The organism is Mycobacterium sp. JS623 (assembly GCF_000328565.1).
GTDB lineage: Bacteria > Actinomycetota > Actinomycetes > Mycobacteriales > Mycobacteriaceae > Mycobacterium.
The window spans coordinates 22,842-49,406 of the sequence record NC_019957.1; the positions used below are offsets into that span (position 1 = coordinate 22,842).

At 65.5% G+C, this 26,565-nt stretch carries 14 protein-coding genes and 2 pseudogenes; 7 read left to right on the forward strand and 9 right to left on the reverse strand.

Annotation, left to right across the window (positions count from 1 at the left end; all coding sequences use genetic code 11):
* Window positions 1-922 precede the first annotated feature (922 nt).
* Window positions 923-1,832 (reverse strand): annotated as a pseudogene (locus tag MYCSM_RS31495) (UTP--glucose-1-phosphate uridylyltransferase).
* Window positions 1,833-2,599: 767 nt separating this feature from the next.
* Here MYCSM_RS31495 and MYCSM_RS31500 point away from each other — a divergent pair.
* Window positions 2,600-2,914: a hypothetical protein gene (locus tag MYCSM_RS31500; protein WP_051073973.1), complete on the forward strand. Its 315-nt coding sequence runs from the start codon at window positions 2,600-2,602 to the stop codon at window positions 2,912-2,914.
* Window positions 2,915-2,925: 11 nt separating this feature from the next.
* Here the strand turns inward: MYCSM_RS31500 and MYCSM_RS31505 are convergent, their stop codons facing one another.
* Window positions 2,926-3,234 carry a hypothetical protein gene (locus MYCSM_RS31505; protein ID WP_015297568.1) on the reverse strand — a complete coding sequence of 103 codons (309 nt, stop codon included), beginning with the start codon at window positions 3,232-3,234 and terminating at the stop codon, window positions 2,926-2,928.
* 217 nt (window positions 3,235-3,451) lie between these two features.
* On the opposite strand from MYCSM_RS31505, the gene MYCSM_RS31510 reads away from it, so the two are divergent.
* Window positions 3,452-4,564, forward strand: a complete 1,113-nt coding sequence (locus MYCSM_RS31510; RefSeq protein ID WP_015297569.1) for a hypothetical protein — start codon at window positions 3,452-3,454, stop codon at window positions 4,562-4,564.
* 20 nt (window positions 4,565-4,584) lie between these two features.
* On the opposite strand, the pseudogene MYCSM_RS38565 reads toward MYCSM_RS31510, so the two are convergent.
* Window positions 4,585-4,710, reverse strand: a pseudogene (locus MYCSM_RS38565) (DUF4193 family protein); the annotation flags it as partial.
* Window positions 4,711-5,076: 366 nt separating this feature from the next.
* On the opposite strand from MYCSM_RS38565, the gene MYCSM_RS38570 reads away from it, so the two are divergent.
* Window positions 5,077-5,565, forward strand: coding sequence for a hypothetical protein (locus MYCSM_RS38570; RefSeq protein ID WP_442928552.1), 489 nt, complete (start codon window positions 5,077-5,079; stop codon window positions 5,563-5,565).
* A 146-nt stretch (window positions 5,566-5,711) separates the two neighbouring features.
* Here MYCSM_RS38570 and MYCSM_RS37450 read toward each other — a convergent pair whose 3' ends face one another.
* Window positions 5,712-5,948, reverse strand: coding sequence for a hypothetical protein (locus MYCSM_RS37450; protein WP_157681556.1), 237 nt, complete (start codon window positions 5,946-5,948; stop codon window positions 5,712-5,714).
* A gap of 603 nt (window positions 5,949-6,551) precedes the next feature.
* Here MYCSM_RS37450 and MYCSM_RS37455 point away from each other — a divergent pair.
* The 4 genes from MYCSM_RS37455 to MYCSM_RS31535 all read left to right on the forward strand — a co-directional run bounded on the left by MYCSM_RS37455 (window position 6,552) and on the right by MYCSM_RS31535 (window position 13,365).
* Window positions 6,552-8,045: a methyl-accepting chemotaxis sensory transducer gene (locus MYCSM_RS37455; protein ID WP_157681557.1), complete on the forward strand. Its 1,494-nt coding sequence runs from the start codon at window positions 6,552-6,554 to the stop codon at window positions 8,043-8,045.
* 491 nt (window positions 8,046-8,536) lie between these two features.
* The gene (locus MYCSM_RS31525; protein WP_015297573.1) at window positions 8,537-9,778 is read left to right on the forward strand and encodes a DUF7373 family lipoprotein; all 1,242 of its coding nucleotides are present in this window, start codon (window positions 8,537-8,539) and stop codon (window positions 9,776-9,778) included.
* Window positions 9,779-9,839: 61 nt separating this feature from the next.
* Window positions 9,840-11,804, forward strand: a complete 1,965-nt coding sequence (locus tag MYCSM_RS31530) for a serine/threonine-protein kinase (protein WP_015297574.1) — start codon at window positions 9,840-9,842, stop codon at window positions 11,802-11,804.
* A gap of 499 nt (window positions 11,805-12,303) precedes the next feature.
* Window positions 12,304-13,365: an FHA domain-containing protein gene (locus tag MYCSM_RS31535; protein ID WP_015297575.1), complete on the forward strand. Its 1,062-nt coding sequence runs from the start codon at window positions 12,304-12,306 to the stop codon at window positions 13,363-13,365.
* 248 nt (window positions 13,366-13,613) lie between these two features.
* On the opposite strand, the gene MYCSM_RS31540 is transcribed toward MYCSM_RS31535, so the two are convergent.
* The 5 genes from MYCSM_RS31540 to MYCSM_RS38835 all read right to left on the reverse strand — a co-directional run bounded on the left by MYCSM_RS31540 (window position 13,614) and on the right by MYCSM_RS38835 (window position 26,463).
* Window positions 13,614-15,359 carry a hypothetical protein gene (locus MYCSM_RS31540; protein WP_015297576.1) on the reverse strand — a complete coding sequence of 582 codons (1,746 nt, stop codon included), beginning with the start codon at window positions 15,357-15,359 and terminating at the stop codon, window positions 13,614-13,616.
* Window positions 15,360-15,693: 334 nt separating this feature from the next.
* Window positions 15,694-16,041 carry a hypothetical protein gene (locus tag MYCSM_RS31545; RefSeq protein ID WP_015297577.1) on the reverse strand — a complete coding sequence of 116 codons (348 nt, stop codon included), beginning with the start codon at window positions 16,039-16,041 and terminating at the stop codon, window positions 15,694-15,696.
* Window positions 16,042-17,161: 1,120 nt separating this feature from the next.
* Window positions 17,162-17,482, reverse strand: a complete 321-nt coding sequence (locus MYCSM_RS31550; RefSeq protein WP_015297578.1) for a hypothetical protein — start codon at window positions 17,480-17,482, stop codon at window positions 17,162-17,164.
* A gap of 61 nt (window positions 17,483-17,543) precedes the next feature.
* Window positions 17,544-20,159 carry an MBL fold metallo-hydrolase gene (locus tag MYCSM_RS31555; RefSeq protein WP_015297579.1) on the reverse strand — a complete coding sequence of 872 codons (2,616 nt, stop codon included), beginning with the start codon at window positions 20,157-20,159 and terminating at the stop codon, window positions 17,544-17,546.
* A 46-nt stretch (window positions 20,160-20,205) separates the two neighbouring features.
* A complete protein-coding gene (locus MYCSM_RS38835; protein ID WP_015297580.1) occupies window positions 20,206-26,463 on the reverse strand; it encodes a DUF4185 domain-containing protein in 6,258 nt (2,085 codons plus the stop codon).
* Between the last annotated feature and the right edge of the window lie 102 nt (window positions 26,464-26,565).

A 26,565-nucleotide genomic window follows, 5' to 3' on the forward strand; every position in this document is an offset into this window, starting at 1 on the left:
TGCATGCGGTCCGGGGATCGCTCGCAGTCGGCCCCATGGTGGCAGCAGCAACACTAGTCTGGGCGACTGCGTCCCTTCAGAATTGGACCTTTGCTGCGCTGGGCCGTTGACGCATACGATCGCCACGGACCCGGCCCCGAGCGTTGGCACTGGCCGGCGTGAGATTGGCTTGCTTTGACGCCAGCCGTCCAGACACTCGCTGCGGAGCACCCGCCGCGACGGCGGCCGGGATGTTGAAGTTCACGGCAATACGTGCCGAAGCCTAATTCGCTTGTGGGGACGCCGGCACCGGCGGTTTCCGGCGTGTCGACTGCGCGCACCCGTTATTAATCAGGTCGCGTGCGGTAGCGGCGTAGCAACCCCGAGTGACGCATGGCGCCTGGCGCCTCGGTTGGCAATGGAGACACGTGACGGACCGCTGGACTCACTGGGCGGCGGCTCGGCCTTGCGCTGCTGTCTGTCTGGGTCCTGTACAACAACGCCCGTGGTGCCTCGTCCGAACAGGCGACGCAGCATGGTCGCACGGCGATATCGGGGGCATTGCCCCGGCACGCAGCGCGCGCAGTCGGATCCTTTGCGGTGGTGTTCGTGCGCTGCCCGGTCGTGGCCGCATATACACGTGTTGTCAGGCACCGCCACACTGTACGCCCGCATTGGATGTCTGCAGGTCAAAAGCGCAGATCCGGCAGAAGCGGCCTAATCCGGTCACCGCAGAGCGCCTATCGCGAAGAAGCGCAACGCGGCGATCTCTGGTCGTCCGCGCACAGGGTTCCCGGAGTCAAGAGCGAAGCCGGGGCTAAGAACGAAGTCGGGGCTGCAGCCGATTATCGCGGCAACTGGCGTCGGGCACCGCGCACCCGGCGGCTGGGCGGGTTTACACCTTTGTACGACACGTGTCGGCCATGACGCAGGCGCCGCAGTCCTAGCCGTCAGTCAGGGCCAGTCGCTCGAGCAGCCACTGTCGAAGCTCGGGTCCGTAGTCGTCGCGCTGCAGCGCGAAGTCCAGCGCCGCCTTGAGATAGCCGCCCGGGTCGCCCACGTGATGCCGTGAGCCACGGTGACACTACGACGTGGACCGGATGGCCTTCGTCGATTAGCAATGCGATCGGATCCGTCAGCTGAATCTCACCGCCCGCACCGCGGGAGACTCGACGCAAAGCGTCAAAGATCGCGCGGTCCAACACATATCGGGCAGCCGCCGCGTACAACGACGGCGCATCATCTGCGTTGGGCTTCTCGACCATGCCCTTCACCGGTCGCACGTTCGGGTTGACGGCGTCGGGCACGCTCTCGACATCGAATACGCCGTAGGCGCTGATCTGTTCGCGCGCCACCTCGATGGCACACAGGACCGAACCTCCACGCTTGGCACGCACCTTCGACATCGTCTCCAATACGCCCGTCGGAAGCACCAGGTCGTCGGGTAGCAGTATGGCGACGGCGCTTTCATCGGGTAGCAGTGTTGGCTCGACGCAGTTCACCGCGTGGCCCAGACCCAGCGGTTCGGCCTGGACAACGGACTCGACTTTGATGAGCGCCGGTGCACGACGCACCTTTTCGAGCATCAGGTGCTTGCCGCGAGCTTCGAGCATGCCCTCGAGGACGAGGTCTTCGATGAAGTGGGCGACGACACCGTCCTTACCCTTGGAAGTGACGATGACCAGGCGCTCTGCCCCCGTTTCGGCGGCCTCCGGCGACCAGTTCGATGCCCGGGGTATCGACGACCGGCAACGTTTCTTTAGGAACGGTTTTCGTGGCGGGTAGGACTCGGGTGCCGAGGCCCGCGGCTTGGCGATCGCGGTGTAAGGAACCTGGACCCGGGCTTGCGCCATGATTCACCGTAACGTGGCTAGGTCAGGCGGTCAGCGTGAGCAAAGCTGGTGTGGCGCAGGTCATGGACCGCTCAGGTGCACATGGGATCGGGCGGTAGAGCGACATTGGTTGACAGATTTATGCGACGTCGGTCGGCGGCGAACTAGCAACCGCCGGATCCACAAGTGTGGACGATCGCTCAAAATGCGACGGGCGGTGAAACGACCGTCTTAGTGACGGAGCCGAATCCCTGGCCACTCCTACAGATCCCGATAGCCGAAATGGGTAAGTGAATTAACGAAAGTGAAAAATCGGGGCGTTATGATGAATCAGGTCGCCGTGGCCGGGGACTGACTACCAAAGTCCTGGCGTGTGCGGTAGTCACTGGGGACAGACAAGCATTGACCGCCAAGGGTTCCCGAGCCACGGCGACCGCACGACCTGGGTGAGGCGGTGAGCTGCCGAGATTCTGGGTCACCTCGTGACTGATGATCGACATGTCCTTCGGGGCATCCGGGAAGTGATACGGAGTCGCTAGCCGACCGAATAGGCACGTGCAGAGTCGAACAGAGGCCACGATCTCGTTGAGGAGATCCGCGTGCGCGGCGCTGAGAAGACTAAACGGCTATCCAGCTGTTCCACTTTGGACCAGTAGAAAGTTTCGGGCCGCAGTACGATCCGAGAACTGCATCGGCCACGGTGACGGGATGGGGAACACAGGCGCCACCGGGGTGAAAGCGGCAACGGTGCTGATGGCTCGAATGGATTAAACGATAACAAGGCCTACGTGGCGACGTTCGCCGAGGGGCTGAACGCCGAATTCGCACCTGCGGGAATCGATGTACTGTGCGTGCTGCCCGGGCCGGTCAACAGCGGCTTCGGCGCACGCGCCGGGCTAGCCATGGACGGCGCTGCGACTCCGCGCAGTGTCGCCGAATCCGCCGTTGGGGCGCTGGGACGTCGCTCGGTAGTGCCCGGCGCGTCAGCCAAGATCCTCTCCGCCGCCCTGCTCATGCTGCCGCGACGCCTGCGCACCCGGGGGATGGCCCGCGCCGTCGCCGGGATGCGGCGTCGCGAACCCGCCGGCTCCCAACCCGGCTAACCGGCGCCGCACTATCCCAGTTTGATGGGCCCGGCGTTGTCGACGATCTGCGCGATCTCCACGTACTCGATCGTCGGTGCGACGCCGTACAGCTCGGTCACCGTCTGCCGCAGCTCCTCGGAAAAGAACTGCTGTGCAGCGTCTTTGGAATCCCAGATGTAGAAGTTACTCGCCCGCCGCGCGGCTTCATCGAAGCTTAAGAACTTGAAGCGCAGATGAGGCATGCCCACGAACGTCGCTCGGGCGTTGTCGGCGATGCCGATCACCCGTGCGCGGTCGAACGAATCCTGGTACTGGAAGGTGACGATGACACCGATCACGGCTCCTCCTGCGGTCCTCCGCGTGATCCTTGCCCGCCGAGCGGCCGTGGTCAACGCCGGCCGCTGGCCGCCAGCGCCGAACTGAGATACCGGTAGATCCCGGTTGTGCCCCAAGAAAACGACATTGGACCGCGCCGGGCTTCGTCACTGACGCCGGAGGTAACTGGCGCCGGCACCGGGCTGCGCGGCACGCGAGCGGCCTCGCTTAAATGCAGGGATGGTCGGTGAGTGGATAGGGTTCGCCTTGGGGCTCTTCGTCGTCTCGGGGACGTTGGGCAGCGTGGTAGGCACCCTGGTGGTGCCGCGCAGCATCAACTCCCGGATCTCGGTCACCATCGACTTGGTCCTGGATGGGGTCTTTGTCCAACTGGCCCGCCTCGTGAGCTCCTTCGAGCGCCGCGACCGCATCCTGGCCTGGCAGTCGCCGCTGTCGCTGATGATCCGGCTTGCGACCTGGCTGGGGCTGCTCGTCGTCGGTTTTGCGCTGCTTTTGCTGCCAAGCCTGGAAGGCCGCTTGGGGCAAGCCTTTTCGGATGCCGGCTCGTCGGTGTTCACCCTCGGTTATGCCGCACCGACGGGCAGCGGCAGCACGACACTGGAGTATCTGGCGGCGTTCACCGGACTGATCGTGATCGGCTTGCAGGTCGGCTATCTGCCCGCGCTGTATGCCGCCTTCAATCGACGCGAGACCGAAGTCAGCCTGCTGGGCTCACGCGCCGGCGTGCCCGCATGGGGTGCGGAAATCTTGGCCCGCACCCGGTGGGGCATCGAAAACGCCGACACCGGGTCGGTGCTGACGGAGTTGTTCGTCGGCTGGGAGCGTTGGGCCGCCGAGGTCGCCGAATCTCACACCACCTATCTGACGTTGGCGCGGTTCCGCTCGCCGCGGCCTATGTCGCATTGGCTGACCTCGCTGATCGCCGTGCTCGACGCCGCTGCGCTTCACCTGTCGCTGGCGCCGACGACCGAACCGAAGCTCGCCGCGCGCCTGGCGCTGCGGATGGGTTTCGTCGCTCTCGACGAGATCGCGCGCACGATGCGCCTGCCGGTGCCTGATGACCCGGACCCAGACCAGCCGATCTCGGTGTCCTACGACGAGTTCTGTTCGGCGACGGCGATGCTGCGTGCGCTCGGTTATCCGGTCGAGGTCACCGACGCCGAAGCCTGGCCGCACTTTCGGGGTTGGCGCGCCAACTACGATGCCGCGGCCCTGGCGCTGGCGCGCAAGCTCGACGCGCCGCCGGCACTATGGTCTGGGTCGCGGCGGTGGCCCTCAACGCCGATCCCTCCGCGGCGCCCTGCGGCCAAGATCGCTCGCGACGCTGCGTAGCCTGCCGGGCGATGCTGTCGTCAGACGCAATCGGCGCAGACGAGCCTGCCGCCAATTTGTCGGGCCAGCCGGCTGCGGTGCTGCACGAGAAAGCAGCTGGAACACGTGAATTCGTCGGCCTGCTTGGCAACTAACCGGACCGAGAGCAGGCGTGAAGCGTCTGGATCATGTTTGGTATCCGATCGTGTTGGGCTCCAAGGGATTCTAGGAGGGCAGCGACTCAACCGCGCCCGGGGATATGTGTTGACCCCCATAATGCGTCGATAGCTACTTGCGAGCCAGGTTCGAATCGGCGCATGAGATCGTTTTCAGGACCAGCTGCCGGCGGTCCGGCCACCCACCGGGAACAGCGAATATTGCCGCAGAGACCTCTCCGCTTGATGACTTACGCTGGGTAAATGCACCCTCAGCAGGGCGGTGGAATGAGCCCGCCGCAACAGTCGTGGGCATCGCCTCCTCAACAGACAGTCGGCGGTCCGCCACAGCGGCCTCGGTTTTCGTGGTTGGCGCTGGTGGCCGCGGTAATCGCGGTGGCCGCACTGGTGGTGGGAATCATCGGCCTGTTCCGGCCGAGTTCAGGTTCTGCACCTGCAACGTCGATTGCGTCGCCAACCAGGACCGCTGCCGGGCAGGACACGTCCACGGCTGACCACGCCCTCTGCACTGCCATCGCGCCACTAATGGCCGACTATGACCGCACATCGAACAACTGGACTGAGAGCGGTGAGCCAGGTACGCCCGCACGAGATGCGGCATTACCGAAATACCGTTCGGATACCGAAGATTGGGCGCGTCGGATACAGGACGCGCTGGATGCACATCCGGATGCCGACCCATTCTTGAAGCGCACGCTGCAGCGGTATATCGACGATCGGATCTTGCTGGTTCGTAATATCGAGCCGGGACCGTCAAAACCGACTGATGACGAAGCCTGGTCGGACAGCATGACCGCATACGAGGGACCCGTCTCTGTCTGCTGGAAGCTCGGCGTCAAGTGGTAGCGGCGACCGCCCCAGCGGGCATGCCAACGCGCAAATACTCGGCGATGATCGTCGGGGGCCTCTGGCCGCTGACTGATGCCGAAACATTCCACGCCGCTTCGGAAATTCAACACAGCGAAGGTGTCAAGCGACTTCAGGCAGCCGATTCAATCCGAAACGATGCGAGGCAAGTCGCAAACGAGCAGTCCGGGCAGTTTGTCGATGGGTTTTGCAACTGGTGCTACGACTTCGCCGCCACATGCACCGAGCAGGCCGACAGGTATTTCGCGATGGCTCGCACGTCCGAGGAAGGGGGACGGCTGCTCTATGGCCTGCGTGCCGACCTGGATGAAATCGATCAGAAGGCTCATGAGGAAATCGCCAGCCTCGAGCAGCAACCGCACGGGCTTGGCCAATCCCTCCTGATCTGGCCGCAGATCGAGCAGGTGTTAGCGACGGCGCGAGTCGAGGCTATGACCAAATCTGCGACCGCGACTGGGGCGATGGAGAGCCTGGCACCTAGAGTGGCAGGCCTTGGCGCACATTCAAACTCAGGCAAGGCCGCCCCGGGCGCGGATTCACAGCAGCCGGGCACAAGTCATCAAGTCGACCCTCAGCTTCGTCAGCTCGTGAACGACGGTCGCGGTATGGGCGGCGGACGCGGTCCTGGTGGAATGCCGGTCGCACCGCCGCCGAAGAGTGACGATTCCGTGGCGGACCCGCCTCACTCCACATCACAGCAGAGTGATGCTCTGTCGGGGCAGCCCAAAGGCGTGAAGGGTGACGAGCCAGTCGGCAAGAGCGGCAACGGCAATCGTCCTGCTGGCGCCACTAGTCAAGTCGGTGGCCACGAAGCATCCGCGACCGGTGATGCCGAAACGCCCCCATCGACCAACCATCTGCAGAACGTGGGCCTGTATTCGCCACCCACTCCTAGGGGGTTGCCTCCGATGCGGGGCGGACCCAGCGCATCCGCTGCACCGGTCAGCAGTCCATCCCGTGGCGGCATGCCGCTGCCTTCCGCGCCAAGCGGTATGAGCGGCGGTATGCCCACGCAGGGTTTGACGTCGCCGATGTCGGAAGGCCTGCCGACCAACGCCGCCGGCGGCATGGCGCCGCCTGCAACACCAGCGGCGGAACTTTCTCGCGGTTTCAATGCAGGGTTTGGGGCCTCGGGCGGTCCGGCGGCTCCGCTGATGCCACCGGTTCAAAGCCCACCGCCCACAGCGGGTGGCGGTGCACCCAGTGGTGGATTCGCTTCCGGACCCGCGCCGGTGTCAGCGGCTTCTGGTGCTCCTGGCCTGACCGAGCCGCCGGCCCCGGTGTCGGCACCATCGCCTCCGACCAGCCCCAGCGGAGCCGGCGTTCCCGCCGGTCCGGTCGGGCCGCTACCGCCGTTCGGGTCCGACATCCCAAGCGCGCCAGCATCTTCGGGCGCTGTCAGCTCAGCGGCCGGCGGCCCTAGTGGAAGCCCCGCCGCTAGCGGTGTTTCGTCGTCGTCGGCTCCCGTCGCCCCCCTTCCACCGGGTGTGGTCGGGTCCGGTGTCGGGGCCTCTGCCGGTGCCGCGACCGAGGGTATTCGCTCCTCACTTCCCGATCCGCTGCTCGACTCGGCCGAACAGATCGTGTATCAGCTGCTGCAGGCCTCGCGGCTGTACCTGTTTCTGGACTGGTGCGTCGGGATGTTCCGCACCCGCTCGGGGGTCGAAACGATCATCGTGAGCAGCGAAGGCACCGGCTACATCCCGCAGGGTGTCTTCGTGCCGCGCGCGGCCCGAATGTTGTTCTCTGATCCGACATTGGGTCCGCAGTTTGCCTCGCGCTGGTTCAGTTGGGCCAATCCGGCAGAGACCATGGTTGCGTTCGCGGAGTTGGTGACGACCAACAATCCGAACGTTGGATTATGGGCGCTGGCCGTTTCGACTGACCACGGTGGATCGTCGGTACCGGCCCGCGAAGCCGGGGTACCGCATTTCGCCGAGTGTTCGGTCAACTCGGCCGGGGCCATCCGCGACGACGCCCCCGCGATGGCCCTCGACAGCGAGCATCTGCATCGGCTGGAAACCCTCGACCACGCCGAGTACACGCGGCTGATCGGCTTGGGAGACGGCCGCCGCCCCGATCAGTCCGAGGCGTGGCGCACGACGCTGACCGCGGCCGATACCACGATGCGCCGGGCGGGCGAACTCCTGGACTTCGTTGTGCCACCAGTGGTTCGAGAAGTCGTCGACCTGCTCGGAAAGGGCGTGCGGGTGCCGCCCGACCGTTGGGTGAACCTCCAGTCGGCGATGCTGGAGGCGGTGGGCACGGGTGCGGCGCTGCGTCCCGGCCGGATGCACGGTGATATGCCCGCCTCCGCGCATGCGCGCTCCTATCACGATTTGGCACGCCTGATGGAGATGCTGCTGCTGTGGAACCTCGATGAGACCGATAACGAGATCAAGTATCCCGAACTTGCTTATCTGGCAAGACAAATCGAGTCGTCTGCGGCTACGGAGTGAAACCAGCCGCGCCAGATAAGCCGGGACGGTGGAGATGCGGAAGATTCAGGCAGGCATGGTCGCCGCGGGGGTTGTCCTAGTGGTTACCGAGTGGCTGATCGTGAGCCACTGTGTTACTTGGCTGTTGACAGCGGTGCTGCCGCAATGATGGACAGTTTGCGCTCCGGCCTCGTCATCAGCACCTGGGGCCGGAGCGACTTAGGCGCCAGAACGGAATATGCGAGCGGTACAGGGGCGATTTGGCATCATTGGCTCGCGGGAACGCCGAGGCGACACTGCCTTTCGCCGACGCGCCGGCAGACAAGACTTTTCCGTCCTGAAGGGCGCCAAAACGAGGCACCCGAGCACGGTGACGTATCGGCGCTCAACGATGGGCCGGTTCAGAAACGATCCAGAGATGAGTGCGCCGACGACAACTTGATCGCCTGCGGATCCGCCAGCGACTGACCTTCCGGCGGTTCCTAATTGGCCTCTCGCGGTAGGTTGCTGACATGCGCAGTGTCCGTGACACACCGACACGCAACCGATCGGCACAGCTCCTCACGGCGCCCGCAGCGCTGGCGGCCACCGCGATGCTGTTGGCCTCGTGCAGCACCGCGATCACCGGGGAGGCCGTCAAGGCAGCCGACGGCCCACCCCCCGGGCAGATCGACGTCGCCCTACTCGACGTCGGCAATTACCCGACCAAACCGCGTCCACTGGGCACCGCCGGCACCCCCGAACTCGGCGCCATCGCCGAAGGCCAACGAATGGCCAACTACGTCACCGGCCCATGGGAAGTCGACCCCACCCTCATCCGCGGCTACGCCAACAGCGCCCTGGTCATCAAGAACGCCGGCGCAGTGAAATTCGTACTGCCCGAATCGCTGGCCGCCCCTGCCGCCCGACACAACTTCATCACCGGGTACTACACCGCCCGAGAAGACACCGACCATCAGGAGCTCGACAACGCGGTCCTTCGCTTCGCCGACCCAGCCTCAGCAGCCGACGCCGCCAAAGAAATCAGCGACGCCGCCGCGGTCGAACCCGTCGTGAATCCACCGGTAACACCAGTGCCCATACCTGGGCACCCCGACACCGCCGGCTTCAGTCAGATGTTCACCGAATCCGCCAAGAAATTGCAGTGGACCCAGGTACGGGCGTTCACCGCTCATGGGCCCTTCGTCTTGGTGATGTCAGCCCAGGCCACCGACAACCTGGACACCGCAGTCAGGCTGATCGCCACGGCTCTTGACCTGCAGGTGCCGCTGATCGACCAATTCACACCCACCGACCCGGCCCAACTCGCCGAACTGCCCATCGACCCGACCGGGCTATTGGCCCGCACCGTGCCGATCAGCCCCGCCGCGGCCAGCGTCAACCAGCTCGCGGTGTACCAACGACGCGGATCGCTGCAGCTTCAAACCGACCCCACGCGCAGCTCCAAGCTGTTCAACGACACCGATATGAACCAGATGGCCAACGCCGCAACCTCCGTCTATGAAGCCCGCGACGCCCAAGCGGCCCAACGGATTACCGACGGATTCTTCGCCGAAGCGTCGGCGACCGGCATGCCGGCCGCGCCGGTCAAACAGATGCCCAGCAGCCGCTGCCTGGACATCTCCCAGGGCAAGGTCGCCAGCTTTTACTGTCTGGCAACCGCCGATCGCTACGCCATCGAAGCCCAAGCCGCCCAACTGCATGACGCGCAACAGAAGACCGCGGCCCAGTACGCGCTGCTGATGGCCCGATGACCCCGCTATATCGATCACCCGACTGCCTGGCATGGCGGGGGCGCTGCGAGGTCAGGCAGCCATGGCGCTAGAGGTCGGAAGCGTGTTCGCCGGCTACACCATCGAGCGAAAGGTTGGTTCCGGCGGCATGGGTGTCGTCTACCGTGCCCGTCACCCCAACTTGCCGCGCAGCGTCGCCATCAAGGTGCTCTCGGAGGAACTTTCCGGCGACGATGAGATCCGCCGCCGATTCCTCAACGAAGCCGAGCTTGCCAGCAGCCTCGAGCACCCCGGCATCGTCACGGTGCACGATCGTGGCGAAACCGATGGGCGGCTATGGATCTCGATGCAGTACGTCGACGGCAGCGACGCCGAGAAGGAAATCAAGCGCGGCCGGATGACCCCACAACGCGCGGTGCGCATCATCGGCGAAGTGGCTGCCGCGTTGGATTACGCACACCGGCGGCACATCCTGCACCGCGACGTCAAGCCCGCCAATTTCCTGCTCAGCTCCGACGACGAGCGAATCTTTTTGGCCGACTTCGGAATTGCCCGCGTGCGCAATCCCAGCGCCGCCCGACTCACCCAGGCCGGCAATGTCATCGCCAGCCTGCCCTACGCCTCCCCGGAAAGCCTCAAGCCAACCGCCGCTGTCGATCACCGCTCTGATATCTACTCACTGGGCGGCGCGCTGTATCACCTGCTGACCGGCAAGATACCGTTTTTCCGCTCTGCCGAAGGCGGCCCGGGTGGCCTAGCCGCCGCTCACCTGTTCGAGCCGCCACCACGAGTGACCGAGAAAGCTCCCACACTGCCGGCAGCCATCGACGCCGTCGTCGCCAAGGCGATGGCTAAAGACCCCAACGAGCGCTACGAAACCGCCCGCGACCTCGCCGACGCGGCAACCCAAGCCCTTGCCGCAGCCCCCGAGCCACCTACCCGCGCCCAGCCATGGCAACCCACGCCGCCCCCTAACCCGAACCCGGTGACCGCCCAGATCACCTACCCCAGTGGGCATTTCAGCCGACCCAGCCCCGCTCCTGCACCGTTCAGCCCGCCCACCTTCACGCCGCCGCCCACGAAACCCCGTCGGCTGCGGCGCCGCACGGTGATCATCGCCGCTGTCTTGATGGTCATCGTCACCGCGGCCGCCGGGGCAGCGGTCCTGTGGCTGGCTGGCCCGGACCAGCCGACTTACCGGGCGCAAACCTTCACCCACGTCCATGGCAACACCGAGATCACCGCAACGCCGGCGCGGGTCGCCGCTCTGGGACCCGGTGATGCTGATGCGGTGCTGTCCCTCGGCGTGCAACCCGTCGCGCTCACCGCCCCTAGCGGGCAACTCCCCAGCTGGCAGAAGTCAGCGGTCACCGGCAACCCCACGGTGCTCTCGGTGATCGACACCGCTGCGGTGGCTGCGGCCAAACCCGATCTCATCATCGCCACCGGCGGACTGACCGACGACACCTACGGCAAGCTCGCCGCGATCGCCAAAACCGTCACCCGCCCAATAGAACACGCCACTGACGGCTGGACCTGGCAAAACCAGCTCACCTGGATAGGCCGCATCCTGGGCCGCCAACCCAAAGCAGAAGAGCTGCTCAACTCGGTGCGCTCACGGCAAGGCGACCTGAGCAACCGGAACTCTAGCTTCAGCGGCAAATCCGTTGAGGCAGTCACGGTTTCCGACACCGGCGTCTCCGAAGTACTCACCCCGTCCTTCGCTGCCGACTACCTCGAATCGTTGGGGTTCCGCTACAACACCGCCCTCGTCCGCAACCCCGGCGCAGCCGGTAGCACCCAGCCCATCGCCGACCTCAACCAGATCTACCAAATCCAAACTGACACACTGCTGGTCATCCGCACCGACTCTGCAGCCGGCCAGGGTGGGTACGCGGGCCTACCCAAACCCCTCGCCAGCTACTCCGGCCACATGGTGATCGTCGACGACCCCAACGCCGTCGCCGCGCTGACGGATGAACCCGGGAGCTACCTCGCCACGAGATACCTCGACGACCACATGGTCAGCCAGCTCGCGGCGCCGTAGCAGCCGCCACGCCCCGCCAGCGCGTCACATAACCGACGTGAACGGGTATGTGCATGGCAGCGGCGGGGGAGCGTGGTCCGCACGGCTTTCGTGCCGACGATCGGGATCGGCCACACAGGGCGAGGGCAGATTCACGCGAGAGCCCAGGAGCCTGAGGGGGTGCGCTGCCGTCGTTGCGGCCCTTCCCGTTCCGATAATTAATGCTATTGACATGCTGTCGTTAGACACACCATAAACGAAAGCGAACAAAGGCGAGCCGTCATCGTTCGATCGCACAGCGTACTGACAGCACCAAGAGCCGCAAAACGCGTTGACCTCATTACAAGCGTTAGGAGGAGGATATGAACGTCGTGGTGAAATCGATACCCGCCGCAAACGTCGAGCGAGTTTCGATTCCGCTTCCTCGTCGAGGGTACACGTTGCTATCATTAGCGGCACCTGCGCGCCCTTTGAAGCGATAGCATTACAGCAGCATGCGGACACAGAGAAGCGGAGCGCGATGACCCACGCATCCACCGGTCCAACCGTCAACGGACACCGCCAAATCGAGGCGCCGGCATTGTCGATCACGGTGGGGGACACCGCGCCCTACACAGTTGACGTCGTCGATGCGCCGATCACCGTGGGGCGTGGGTCGGAGGCGACCATCCGCATCCAGGACCCACGAGTGTCGGAGAGGCATCTACGCGTCGAGTCCAATGGCGCGCATTGGGCGTTGCGGGATGACGGCAGCACCAACGGGACCTACCTCGACGGTGCGCTGATCACCGCGCGGTGGGTCACTGACGGCCTGACCGTTCACCTCGGCGACGCCAACGGCATCCCGGTGACTTTCAGCCATCAACGGCGCAACCCCAATGATCCTGGAATCGCGCGGGCCGGTCGTGCATTCGCCGTGCGCCGCGAGGAAATGGGCTTCTCGCAGCGAAAGTTGTCCGACGACAATGTCATCGGACAAAGCAATCTGGTCGCCTTTGAGAAGGGACGCAGCTGGCCCCGCAACAACACTCTGGCCAAACTGGAACAGGCTGTTGGCTGGCCGGCCGGGACCCTTGCCCGTATCCGCCGTGGCGGACCCATCCCGACAGAATCGGCGGAGACGGCCACCGAAGTGCTCACTGACAGTGTGCGGGTCTCGGTGTTCCTTGACGCGATCAGGTTGCACCTCGACGACATCAAGGGGCGGGTTTCGGCGCTGCCCTCGGAGAGCGCGCCCGCGTTCGGCCCCCAGGCCGCCGAACTGCTCACCAAGCTACGCCAAGTGCAAGCCACCGCGCACGAGGCTGCGGCAGGCTCGAAAGGACCGGGGATCGCGTTGCTGCTCAGCGATATCCGGCGTACCTACAACGATCTGATCGTCCGTGCGGCGGGCGCTCTGGGCGCCCCGTTGAGCCACCGGCTCTACGCCGCGCGTCATCGCGCTGCGCTCACCGTTGAGGAAACCGCCAATGCAGCCGGCGTCGACGCCCAAACCGTCGCCGACGCCGAAGCCGACCGCCATGTGTCGCCCGGTGATATGGCAGCGCTGGAATCGTTGATCGCCCAACTCGCACAACACTGACCGGCGCACCAAGGTGACCCCTAGGTCACGCCGTCGGCGAGGTGCCCCGCATACCGGGCGGCGCCGCGTGCGCGAGTCGCTCGTCCAAAGACGCTGTCAGACTGAGGATCTCGCACGCCAGCGCATCGTTGACCGGCTTCGCCGCACCGTTGGGCCCGGGCGGTTGTTGCGGTGAGTTTTGGCGAAAAATTCCTGCACAGACGCCACCTCAATACCCGCGATAGCCGCCGCAGCCGCCCCGACGCGATTCAGCTCTCGGCGAGAGCGGCGAGGTCATCGTCACCACGCTCGCGCAACACCGCGGCCACATCTGCGCGCCGGCAGCCCAGACTCGCGGCCAGCGCCGAGCCGGGGTTGCGCACGGTGTGACCGACTAGCTGTCGTAGCCGCGCAACCCCGGAACCTTCGGGATCGATCCGCAGCACGTTCAGTGAGGTGTCGTCGAGCGTGAAGACCAGAACAAGGGTGTCGGCAATCTCAGCGCCGAGCGCATTGACCGGTGCGCGGATTGAGCCGATGCTGGGCCCGTTGGTTGACGACAGCCGCCAGATCACCGGGACTGGGCCGTGCGGCGTGGTGTACTGGCGGCGCTGCCCCGGGCTAACACCCAGCGCGTAAGCCACTGCGGGATGGATCGGTTGTCCCGACCCTCTGAGCACGTCGGCGTTGACGGTCATCGCCAACCGTATTTCGTTGTCGCCGTTGCGAAAAGCCCCACGTACCGAATGAAGCGGGGGGATCGCAGGCAGTGCATCGGCGGCGGTTCGGCGTCGAACCGTGGTGCCGTCGGTGATGAAGGCAAGGCTGCCGGTGAGCTGAGTTCTGATGGATCCTTCGGCCACGTCGGGGAAGTGCGACAGCATGTCTTCGACCAGATCCTCGATCCCCATTGTCCCGCCGGCGGCGTCGATGCGGGCCCTCAGTGCCTCCGAAATTCCGGCGTAGGCATCGATTTCCCAGATGCGCAGACCCCAGGTTGCACGACTGGCACGGACGAACCGTTTGTCGGCGTACAACGCTTCCCGAATAGCTTTCAATGTTGTGGGACCGGCGTCGATCGCGGCGAAGATCTCCTCGGGGGTCGCGGGCGCACCACGAACGTGCAAGATTGCCTCGGCCTTGCTGGCGGCGGACTCGCCCCACCGCACCCACACCTCATCACCGAAGCAGCGCCAGTCGGTGCGCGAACGAATGTAGGTGGCGGCGACGTCGAGTGGCATCCCTTCCACGATCAGCGCGTGCAGGAGTGATTCGGTCGACGGTGCGGGATCGCGGTCGAAAACCGCGTCGACGGCGACCGAAACCTGTTGGGCTCCACCGGTTGCGGTGTTCTCAAACCAGCCGTCGCGGTGCACATACGGACCCGCCAGATGCAGCAGCGCCCTGGCGGACTCGCTGGGCGGATCAAGGTCGAGGCGACGCAACTCGGCGTCGACGACATCGCCGGGCACGTACGGGCCGAGCCGGCGGCTAACTCCGGCGGCCAGCGCGGTGACCTCCTGGTGGGCCGGATCAGCGAGTAACTCGGCGAACCTGGCCATTGATCGAGGGTGGTGTCGGTTCACCCAGGCTTTGGTGACACCCAGACGCTGCGCGACCATGACTTGCGGTAGCGGCGGCTGCGCCCACAGCCGAGACGCCACCATCACCCGGTCCCGCTCGTCGAGCTCATCGAAAAGGCGCTGCACCGCGGCGGGCGCCCCCACGGGCTCGATCGTCGCGACCGACTGTTGCTTCGCCACGGCGTCCCGGGCCGCCGTCAGCACGGCGCGGACCGTGGCCGCGCCCGCCGCGGGCCGGCTGAGCAGAGAATTCACCGTTTGCCCGGAGATGTCTGACCAGCATGCGAACTCTCCCGCGAACGCCCTAATTGTGCGGCGTGGCATGTGCGCATACGGAATCGCCAAGCCCGCGACGGTATCCAGACCGACGATGAGCTCCCTCAGCGGGGTGTGCGCGTTCGCTGGCACCATCAGTTTGATTACGGGCGTCATGTCGTTACCACCCGTCGTTATACCTGACGGCGGCTGCTATTTCAGAACGCAATCCCGCCGATGAGAAGCAATCGGCCGAATAGAGTAAGCCAAGCACTGCGGCCACCGCGCCGATCACCTTGACACCGGTCGACGCACGCCCGCCATCGCGGCGCCAATGCTGACCCTGGCGGCAAGCTGCAATGCGTGCACGTCGGTGCTGGGCGGCCACGGCCGTTCTCGAATTTGTTCGCGAACTCGTATCCATCCACAGCGCTCTCCTCAGCGCCATATGTCGACGGTCAAGACCGGCCGGCTGGCTGATCAGCTGTCTGCCGGTGCCACGCCGCCGAACTCACGGAGCGATGGCGAAGTACTTGTTGTTCCATATTGCGGCTTCGGTCGCATCCTCTACGCTGACGCCGTCAGGTCCATACGTGTCCAACACCTCCAGAGCTAGCCGGAAACTGGCCGCTAGGTTCGGCAGATACTTGTTATTCCAGTCGGACACCGTTTCGTCGACGATTTCGCGGGCCTGCGCCACGGCGTCGTCGGGCGTGCTGGCTGGCAGCGACTCGAACGTCTGTCGCATCTCGGCAAGCCTGCGCTGGTCGCTGACGAATTGACGGGCCAATCCCTCGATGACATCTACGGGCTTCATGTAGAACGCCGCTTCAGCTGAAGTGCCGTCGCCGTCACTCATACAATGAATCCTCCTCGTGCGATGGCGATTACCGTTGCCGGAACATTCGGTTCATCGCAGCGGCTTGCCTGCCCACACAGCCTCTACGGCCTAGACCCCCCAAGCCACACCGCGACGGCGAGCAGGTCAAACGTGAATCCGTCGGTTCGTCAGCTGCCGTTTACCCTGCACGCGACGTGAGCAATTGCGACGCCGATCGCTGCTGCGGCCTTCTACGGGCGAAGCGTGCGCAGAGGCGTCAGCGTGGCGTGTGGAACCGAGTGATCCTGTCACTGCGTCACCACGTGATTGGACTGAATCCACTCACCGCTGGATGACGCCGATGCCCCTGTGGCACAGGGACTCTCGCCTGCGAGGCTGAGCCGGCTTGGCGGCGCGACTGGGGGTGGGGGGCTGGCGCAGAGCCGGTCCGGGATGTGCTCGCCCTTCCGGTAGGCGCTTAAAGCCCTGGGGGCAACGGCTATGTCACCCGCAAGTCGTCGCGCAGGCCGGCACGCCGCGGGCCCGGCCTTCCGGTCAAGAAGCTGGGGCCGGGGCCTGACGGCTGGTGCGCAGCTGCCACTAGCAGGAAAGACCCCGAGCACGGTGATATTAGCGCCTCAGTGCGGCCGTGCAGGCGTTTCAGCAAACAGACGGATGATCCGATCTCACTCTCTGGGTGTGCCCTGGGCGCCGTGTCGCACGTTCGACCGACACGAACGCTAGCGACAGGATTCGCGCCATGTGAGGTCATCAACGCTAATGCGAGAGGTCGTGCGCACCGCCGGTAGAGGTTGCCCAGCATGGCTTTTCGGGATCCCCGACCCAGGCGACGTGGTGATCACCGCACGTCGCTGATGCGCGCCTGTGATCGTGCAAGATGTCGCCGCCGAGTGCGATTACCGTTCCGGCGACCCCTCGTCGCGGCCGCCGACAATCGCACGCGATGGAACTGCAGCTAAGTGCATCGCTTCACCCTTGGATGTAGCCGTTGAGACCGCGGTGGCACCGACGATAGGCGTTGTGATCCCGCCGCCGATGGTGAGACTGCCGTTGCCGTGGCACGCGGCGTTAAGGCAGGCAATAGCGCTGGGCTTGCCAAACCGGACGCAACCGCCGAGCCCAACTGACGACTGCGCCGTTAGCCCTGCTCGGCGATGATCTTGCCGGTGTGTGTATCGACGATCGCGCCCTTGCGCCGCGGCGTCCCATCGGGGCCCGTGACGGTCAGCGTGGTGATCTGCGCCTCGTCGTCGTGGAGCTCTTCGGGCTCAGGTGCCGGGGCGTCGGACGCGATGCCACGGTTTTGGCGGACCTTTTCGGCGAGTTTCGCCCGGTCGGCAGTGGTGCGGGCGGTCGGGGGAGCCTGCTTGGGCTGCGGTGGCAGCGATTGGTCCACCCTTTGGTCCGGGTTGTTGCGAACCAGCAGCTCGTTTAGCTCTTCGTCGCTCAATCGCGCCATACGTCGCCTCCTTCACACTCGAGTCTAGCCATCGCCGGCCAGCCGATGCCGGAGTGTGCGCTCAGCAGCCGAGCCCCAGGCAGGTGAACTGGTTGAGCGACTTGTTGGCGATGGCCAGCTCGTCGGGGCTGGTCAGGGCGGCGATCTTGGAGGCGAAGTCGTACTTGGCTTTATAGAGGGCCTCGGCCGGGCCGGCGCCGTCCAGCAGGTGCTTCCACAGCGCCTTATGCAATGGGCCGGCCCCGCTGTCATAGGGCGGTGTGGTGGGTGAATAGTGGGCTCCCGTGCAGCCGATGACTCCTCGCGCGCCCGCGGCGAGCAAGGTCAGCGCGATCGACTGATTCTGCAGCCGTCCGGCGATAGGTTGACCCGGTTTCCAGTCGAACGCGGTGCTCGAGGCCGGCAGCGCACCCCAGCAGCATCCGAGCACGGCGATGTCGACGCCGGACTTCGGCATCTGCGCGATGTTGACCGCCTCGACGAACTCGCCCTCGTTGGTCTCGCCCCAGAAGCTGGTCGCCGACTTCGCCATACCGTGCAGCATGTAATACACCAGTGAGGTCTGCAGCTGCTCTGGCCGTACGTTGGCCGACAGGATGGGCGAGCTCACCAGCAGCGCGCTTTGGCCCGGCAAGGTGTTATAGATCTCTTCGATGAAGGCGCGCTTGGCGTTGCGGATGCCGTGGCGCCGCTCACCGGTAATCGGTTCGGCCTGCAGTTGATTCAGTGTGAACTTGCCGTTGTGGCCATCTGGGATCCGCGAAATCGGAATATCTGCCAGCCCGGCGTTGTCGATGTCGACATAGGGGTCATCCGACCAGACCACCAGCCCGTCAGATTCGTTGGCGCGCAATTCTTGTGCGATGTCGGCGGGGGTTTCCTTGGCGACGCAGTCGACCTGTTGAGCGGGAACGACGTCGTAACTACCGACAATGACGACCTGCTTGACGTCGGGGTCCTTGTCCAGGGCGTCGCCCACGGCGTCGTCGATGCCGTCACCGGATCCGGGGTCGTAGTTGGTTGTCGCCAGGTCGCACAACCGGTGGCCGCCGTCGTTGATCGCGTCGACGATGATGCCGACCGCTGTCCCATCGAGGTTGTCGGCCAGGCGCTTGGTGTCGGTCAAAAACAACAGCTTGGGCAGTTCTCGGCCGCCGCCGATCTGGAACTGGCTGCGGCGCGGCGACGGATTGGGCGCGGGGCCGCCCGACGACGAGGCATCCGCGCCGGCGGTTTGACCCTGGTCGCCGCCGCCGGCTGTGCCGTCGGTCGCCGCGAGGTCGAACTGGATCGTCATCGCCGTCGCCCGGGCGGGGATCTCGCACTGAAATACGTCGCGGTCACGGACCATGGTGATCGCCGAGATCGGCGCGGGTTTGGGTAGGGTCGCCGCGGGTGTCGCGGGTGTCGAGGCGACAGGGGGCACGGCACTGGCCGCCGCAGGAGCGGCAGCGGGTGTGGTGATCGTCGGTGTGGGCGCGGCGTCGGGTCGGTTGAGCTCGCTGAGATCCTTTGCGTCGCGCGGCTTTATCGATGTGCCGTTGGCGTCGATGGTCAACGTGACATGTCCGGACCGGTCGGTGCGCACCCACGACGTCGCCTTCGAGTGGCCGGCCAGCAGGTCAAGGGTGTCCTTGGCGGGATGATTAGGATGACCTCTGCCGCAGCAGATTCCGACAACCTCGGTGCCGCCGATCGCGGTGAGAAAAGCCTCATCGACGGCGTTGGTCGAGCCGTGATGGGACAGCTTGGCGAATGCATACGGCGCCCGGGCGCCGATCTCGCCCAGCAGCCGGGCACGTTCAGCCTTGATGATCGCGTCGCTGGTCTGCGGGTTGGCGAATTGGAAGTCGCCGCCGAGCAGGATCCGCCGCTTGGTGCGGCTGCGCGACGGTAGGGTGAATACACAGACGATCGACTGTGCGTTGACCAGGTGACCGAGCCGGGTGGCGGCGTCGGTGTCCAGATCGGCGTAGACGTCGGCGCTGTCGAGTTTCACCGCGGCGTCCACCGCATCGGTGCGCAGCTTCTGGGCGCTGTCCATCAGGTCGGCCTGCGTTCCCGAGAGCAGCTTGGCGGTGCGATCGAGGGCTTGTTGCGCAGGGCCCAGAACCTCGAATCCGATGTCGGCCAGCGTATCTGAGAGCTGCGCGAGCGCGGCCGTGCCGTTGCGGTCACCGAAATGCACGACGTTGGTTCCGTCGTCGGTCAGTTTGCTGATCATGTTGTTGTAGCGGGGCAGCAGCGCGGCGGCGTCGACGGCGAGCGCGTCCAGGCCGGTGACGGCGACTTCGTCGTCATCGGGCGGCTCTTCGCGCATCAGCGCAACGGCGCCGGCGATGGCATCGGGTAGCGCGTCGGTGGCGGTGGAGCCAAACGCCATCGCGACATCGGGTAGCAGCGCATGCTCGGCCACGATATGTCCCTCGGTGATCAGCTCGGGCATCGCGCCGATATGGTCGCCGTGCGCGTGGCTGATCATGACGAGGTCGAACGTGAACGGTGCTGTGCCGCCGATGATGTCGGCGAACTGCTCGAGGAGCAGCTCCTTGTCGTCGGAGTGGCCACCGTCGATCAGCACGTGGCGGGTTTTGCGGCTGCTGTTGAACTGCAGCACAACGCAATCGCCGTAGGCACCGGTGCCGACATCGAGTAGGTGAACTTCAGCGCCGGCCATCAGAGGTCACCTCTCGTATGGGTTGGGGACGTTCGCACCGCCTTGGCTACCGCCCGCCGTGCGGGTTGACCGCGCCGTCGTCGCGGAATCCCGCATCGCAGGTCACCGGGATCTTGAACTGCATGGCCCGATACGGCCAGCCTTTGTCGGGCCCGTCGGTCTTCCACTGGCTCAACAGGATGTGGAAACCGCCGTTGAGTGTTGAGCCCGGCACGATGGACGGCCCGTAGAGCTGGGCTACCGCGTCGTCGCCTTCTTGGCCCCAACCAACGCCCCGGATCGGGGTACTGATGTGCGCGTCGTTGAGATTGCCGGTGATGTCGGTGAAGACACGCACATCGATGTCGTAGCCGCCGGCGTCGGATGAGTCGAAGTCGACCAGCACCCATTGATTGTCGATGCGTCGCAGGCATAGTTCGCCGAACTTGTCGTCTTGGCCGGCGCCTTGCAGCACGGGGGTCGGCGCATTGCCCCAGCCGCCGACGCCGTCGGTGACACCCCACGTTTGGTAGGCGCTCGGATCGGTGATCCCGGTGGGTTGTACGCGGCGCAGGATGAGCGGCTTGTCGCGTTGGAAGCCGGTGGACAGGATGTAAACCCAGCCGTCCTCGCAGAGATCCCAGGTCCACATCTGGGCCAGGCCGTTGTGCAGTCCGGCGTCGAATTTCGCGCCGCTGTGTTGCCAGGTGTGGCCGTCGTCGGTGGACTTCCAGATCTCCGTCCACACCACGTTGCCCAGGCCTTCGTTGACCATGGCGTGCAGATAGATGGTGTCGCCGACGGTGATCACGTCTGAGGGCAACACGGTGGAGAACACCGGGTTGTCGTGTGGGTATGGCCACAGCTGCGCGGCGTAGCCGGCCACGCCGCCTGATGCCTCGCTCCACACGATGCCGTCGTCGAGTTTCTTGGTGTCGCTGAACAACCCCACGGGTGCTCGCCAGTCGCCGTCGCCGACACGCGGACCGCGGAACGTGTCGCCGAACACCGCCAGGATCCGTCCGGACGGGGTTCGGGTCATCACGCCGAGATCGGTTGCGGCCATGCCGAACTGGTCGGTCAGGCCGGGTCCGGTGGCGTCTTTGATCTTCTTCGACGACCCGACTGCCGGCCCCGGATCGATCGCCGGGATCGGTGCAGGCGGCGTCGGTGGCGGCAGCCGCCAGGCCCGCTTGATGACCTCGTTCCATTCGGCTTCACCGACCGTGCCGGTCTGCGGCCACCCCATCGCATGTTGCATCTGAGTTGCCGCGTCCTTGGTGGCGTCGTCATAGATCGCCGAACCGGGGATGCCGAGCGCGAGCTGCCACCGTTTCAGGCCGTCCTTGGAGGACTGCGGCTCGTTGCCGAACATGTTCGACCACGACTCTTCGGGACCGTCCAGCGGCCCCCAGTAGTGGCCTTGTGGCAGCGGGAAGGTGTCGGGATCGGTGATGGTCGCCAGGTAGGCTTTGGCCGCGGCGAGCACCACGTCGTAGGGGAACGTGTCGGGCACGTCCCAGTGCGTTCCGTCTTTGAACCCCTTCAGTTTCACCGAACCGTAGGTGTAGTTGTTGTGGCTGGACACCCCGCGCCGGTTGGCGCCCACACCGTCGATGTCCACCCGCTCGATGGGGATGCTGTGGTCGCGCGACACGATCGCGATCATGTAGGCGACCATGTCCAGCATCGTGTCGTGAGCCAGCCACTGCTCACGGCTCTTGGGCCGCTCTTCGCGATTCGGGTTGTCACCCTGCCACTGCCCGATCTCCCCGGACGTCGCGACCATGGCGATCTGCACGGTGAAAGCGTTGTCCGACAGCACACCCCAGGCGGTGTTCTTCGTGGCGACCGTGTTGATGATGTGGTTGTCGTCGACGATGTAGTGGTAGCTGCCATCCTGTTTCTGGGCCTGGTAGGCGGCGACGGCCTCCGCAGTGCTCACGAAGTCCTGATTTTCAGTGGTGTGCAGATAGATACGCACGTACTCGTTGTGGCCCTGGTTGTAGCCGGGGCCGGCGACCCAGGTGATCGGGTATCCGCCAGGCGATTTCACTGTTGGCTGGGGCTGCACCGGCTGCGGCGGAGGCGGTGGCGGGGGCGGCGGAGCCACGGCGACAGCAGGAGTAACCGGTGTGGGAGCCGGCTGTGGTGGGGCAACCGGCAGTGGTTGGGCAACCGGCTGGGGTTTCGGTTGCGCGGCGCCCAGGTGCCAGCCCTTGCGGATCACCTGGTCCCACTCGTTGCCGTCGATGGTTCCTGTTGGGGTCCAATTGAACTGGGCCTGCATCTGCAGCGCGGCATCCCGTGTGGCGTCGTCATAGATGCCGGAGCCCGGCACGCCGACGGCGAGCTGCCAGCGGCGCAGGCCGTCGATGGAGGCTTGCGGTTCAGTGCCCCCCTGGTTTGACCACGACTCGTCCGGGCCGTCCAGCGGACCCCAGTAGATACCTGCGGGCAACGGGAACCGGTCGGGGTCGTTGACGATGCGCTCGTAGCCTTTGGCCGCGGCGAGCACCACATCGTAGGGGAACGTGTCGGGCACGTCCCAGTGCGTTCCGTCTTTGAACCCCTTCAGTTTCACCGAACCGTAGGTGTAGTTGTTGTGGCTGGACACCCCGCGCCGGTTGGCGCCCACACCGTCGATGTCCACCCGCTCGATGGGGATGCTGTGGTCGCGCGACACGATCGCGATCATGTAGGCGACCATGTCCAGCATCGTGTCGTGAGCCAGCCACTGCTCACGGCTCTTGGGCCGGTTCTCGCTGTTGGGGTTGTCGCCCTGCCAGCGTTCGATCTCACCGGAGGTGCCCACCATCGCGATCTGCACACTGACCCCGTTGTCCGACAACACCCCCCACGCGGTGTCGGTGGTGGCCACGGTGTTGATGATGTGGCTGTCGTCGACCAAGTAGTGATAGCTGCCGTCCTGTTGTCGCGCCTGATAGGCCGCGACGTTGTCGGCGGTGGTGATCCAGTCCTGACTTTCGGTGGTGTGCAGGTAGATCCGCAGATAGTCACCGTGACCCCGGTTGAACCCGGGGCCGTCGACCCGCGTGATCGGGTAACCCCCAGGCGATTTCACCCCGCCGGCGGGCTGCGGCGCCGGTGTTGGCGTGGGCGCGGGTGTTGGCGTGGGCGTCTGTGTCGGTGTTGGTGTGGCTTGTCCGTCGCCGGCAGGCAGGTGCCACCCCTTAAGGATGACCTCGTCCCACTCGTCGGCGCCGACGGTGCCGGTCCGGGCGGTTCCGAAGTGCTGCTGCATCTGCACCGCGGCGTTGCGGGTGGCGTCGTCGTAGATGCCGGTGCCCTTGATGCCGACGGATTCCTGCCAACGCCTCAGGCCGTCTTTGGAGTACTGCGGCTCGGTGCCGGCGATGTTGGACCACGACTCGTCGGGCCCCTCCAGTGGACCCCAATAGATGCCCGGCGGCAGCGGATAACGGTTGGCATCGACCGGCGTCGGGTCGGGTTGGGCGTCCACGGTGGCGGCGAGGCGGTCGTAGAGCGCTGAGGCCTCACTGAAGCGGTCGTCGTATCTGGTGGGGAATTTCGAGCGTTGCACAGCCTGAGCGAAGCTGCCCGGCGACATCGCTTCGTTGTTGTAGTCGAGCTGTTCGAGATGCTCGTAGAACGTGCCGGCCGAGCACGCGGCGTCCATCCGGCACTCCAGTGATTTCCACTCGGCGAAGTTCTGCTGTTGGAACAGGCCCACCGACATGCCGTCGCTGCCGACGGCGTCGTGCGGAAGCAACAGACTGGCTTGGTCTTTCGAGTTGGCGTAGATCCGCATGTTGGTTTCCACCAGCGCGGTCGATAGCGCGATCTTGATGCCGCGCGGTGTCACGTGGCGGCGGATGCCTTCGGCGATGATCGCCTGGGCGTAGCTGTCCTTGGTGCTCAGCGCGGGGGCCGGCGGCCACGGTTCGCCGGCAGGCGGCCGCCAGCCGTCGCGGATGACGGCGTTCCACTCGGCCTCGTGCACACTGCCGTTGGGCGACCAGCCCATCGCCCGCTGGATCTTCAGGCCGGCGGCCTTGGTGACGTCGTCGAACACACCGGTGGCGGGCAGCCCCAGCGTCTGCTGCCAGCGCCGCAAACCGTCCTTGGAGTACTGCGGTTCGGTGCCGGCGCTGTTGGACCAGGACTCCTCGGGTCCATCCAAGGGTCCCCAGTAGAAGCCGGGCGGCAGCGGGAACTTGTCGGCGCCGGGTTGTGCGATCGGCGCCCCCGCCGCGGCGCCGCGGTCCCACTGCCCGAAGTCCTCTTTGAGGATGTGGTTGCGGTCGACGCCGATCCCGCCGACCGACTGCTGGTCGATCTCGAACTGATGGATGTGCGCATCGGGGTGGATTCGGCCAGCGCTGCCCCAATTGTGTTGCCAGAAATACGATCCCAGTCCGTCGCGTTGGGCGCGGTCGATGCAGGGAGCATTGCAGTAGATGCCCATCCGCTGTTTGCCGAGGCGCTCCTGCCAGGCCTGCAAATAGGGCACCACCTTGGTGTTCCACTCGTCGTCGGTGGGGTCGGCGTCGACCGAAACATAGATCACCGCGTCGTCGGGGCCGCCGGCGTCGTGGTGCAGTTGCATGCCGCGTTGGGCGTCGGTGCGGCCCTGCTCGGCGCCGCCGTCCCAGTCGCGCTTGCCGAACTGGAAATTCGACACCACGGCCAATCCATGGGAACGCAGGTCGTCGGCTTCGGCTTTGGTGAGCGGCTTGCCGACCATCCAGTCGGCACGCCGGTCGGAGACGTATCGGACAGCGCCGACAAATCCTTGTGCCGCAATGGCGGTCGCCGACGGTACCCCGGCGGAGTAGTCGACCAGCATGGCACCCACCAGGGACCGCGCCGGTGCGGGCGGCACTGGGGTGGCGGGCGCCGATGTGGCGGCGGCCCGGTCGGCTTCGGCCTGCCGCGGGTCGGTGGCGTCGGGCAGCCAGGACTGCGCTGGATCGAGTACTTGTCCGCCGAAACGGCCTGGCGGGCTCCAGGTTTCGAAGTGCAGGTGCGGACCGGTGGAGCCACCTTCACTGCCGACGACGGCGATCTGCTGTCCGGCGCGGACTCGGTCGCCTTCCTGCCACCGCGCGCCGGTATCGGGATTGATGAACGAGGAAGGCGGCATGTGGCCGAACACGAAGTCCAGGTGCCACTGCTCCTGGGCGTCCAGCACCAGCCAGGACCCGAATCCGGTTGGGTCGTCGTTGATTCCAACGTGGGCGAGGAAGCCGTCGGATACCGCGTAGATCGGCGTACCCAAATCGGCGGCGAAGTCGATGCCGTTGTGGTCGGGTCGGTCTGGCGGGCGGAACCCACTGCTCTGCCGGTAGGTGCCAGGCACCATTGGGAGGTATTTGCGCCGGGGAGCCGGAGGCGCGGGCGGCGTTGGAGGCGCGGGCGGCGCGTCCACGGCGGCAGGCATAGCGTCCGCGGCGATGCCGATGGCGTCGGCGCCGACGGCTGCGTGCCCGTTTCCGTTCTGCGCCACTTCGCCATTGGTGGGCGTTGGAGCTGAGCCGTCCTGCAGCCAGCGCTCCCGCCACGGCGCGACGTAGTAGTCGACCGGGCCGCCCGCTTCGGCTTGGACCGCGTCGTCGATCGCGCGCAGGTCGGCGTCCAAGTCCTGGCTCGCGCCGCCGGGCAGGTATTCGGCCGCCAATGCGTCACGCAGCCGCGCCCGGTTTCGGCGGCCAACGATGGGCAGGAAGTAGTCGGGCTTGAGCAGATACAACAAGGCCTGGCGCTGCGCCGGCTCGGGGTCGCTGGGCGCCGCCAGCATGAGCTGCCGCAGCGTTGCCGGATCCGATGCTGCGCGGTGGCGAATGCGGAGTTCCTGGGCTTTGAAATACTCCGCGAACGCGACGATCACACCCAGTTGCGCCCAGCGCCGACTGCCCGCCGATCGACTGACATCAACCATGCCGTCGGCAAACGCTTCGTCGATGTCGGCGGGCAGCGCCACCGGAGGCTCGATTGGGCGCAGAATCTCTTTTATCAAGCGAACCTTGGCGGCCCGCTTAGCAACGGTATTGCTCAGGGGGAGTTGATGAAGGATGCAGATTTCAGCGAACAATTGACGGACCTGGTTCGAGGCGTCCGCCAGGGCGGCATCGGCTCTGTCGCTTATGGTTCCGCGAGCGGCGTCGGATGCGTCGATGACACGGCGATGAAGCTCGGCCAGGTTGTCCTGCGTCCAGACCTGAACGCCGGGTGTCAGCAGCGAGTCGTCGCCGGCAATGCATTCCTTGAAGATCTTTTTTCCCAGCCGCTCAATCCTCTTAGCCTGCGGCCGGGCAAACGTGGCGGTGGTGTGTGCAGCCATTTCAGCATCGTCTCATTCTGTGTGACACGGCGTAGCGGATCAGCCATATAGCGCGGGCACGATGCCGGCGCAGAATTCCCGGCGCTCAGTCGGCGCGTAGCG

Bases quoted from the DNA above. Each gene is read 5' to 3' on its own strand.
- MYCSM_RS31510 (WP_015297569.1), top strand. From the start codon at position 3,452: ATGGTCGGTGAGTGGATAGGGTTCGCCTTGGGGCTCTTCGTCGTCTCG.
- MYCSM_RS37455 (WP_157681557.1), top strand. From the start codon at position 6,552: ATGCCGCTGCCTTCCGCGCCAAGCGGTATGAGCGGCGGTATGCCCACG.
- MYCSM_RS31525 (WP_015297573.1), top strand. From the start codon at position 8,537: ATGCGCAGTGTCCGTGACACACCGACACGCAACCGATCGGCACAGCTC.
- MYCSM_RS31530 (WP_015297574.1), top strand. From the start codon at position 9,840: ATGGCGCTAGAGGTCGGAAGCGTGTTCGCCGGCTACACCATCGAGCGA.
- MYCSM_RS31535 (WP_015297575.1), top strand. From the start codon at position 12,304: ATGACCCACGCATCCACCGGTCCAACCGTCAACGGACACCGCCAAATC.
- MYCSM_RS31540 (WP_015297576.1), bottom strand. From the start codon at position 15,359: ATGACGCCCGTAATCAAACTGATGGTGCCAGCGAACGCGCACACCCCG.
- MYCSM_RS31545 (WP_015297577.1), bottom strand. From the start codon at position 16,041: ATGAGTGACGGCGACGGCACTTCAGCTGAAGCGGCGTTCTACATGAAG.
- MYCSM_RS31550 (WP_015297578.1), bottom strand. From the start codon at position 17,482: ATGGCGCGATTGAGCGACGAAGAGCTAAACGAGCTGCTGGTTCGCAAC.
- MYCSM_RS31555 (WP_015297579.1), bottom strand. From the start codon at position 20,159: ATGGCCGGCGCTGAAGTTCACCTACTCGATGTCGGCACCGGTGCCTAC.
- MYCSM_RS38835 (WP_015297580.1), bottom strand. From the start codon at position 26,463: ATGGCTGCACACACCACCGCCACGTTTGCCCGGCCGCAGGCTAAGAGG.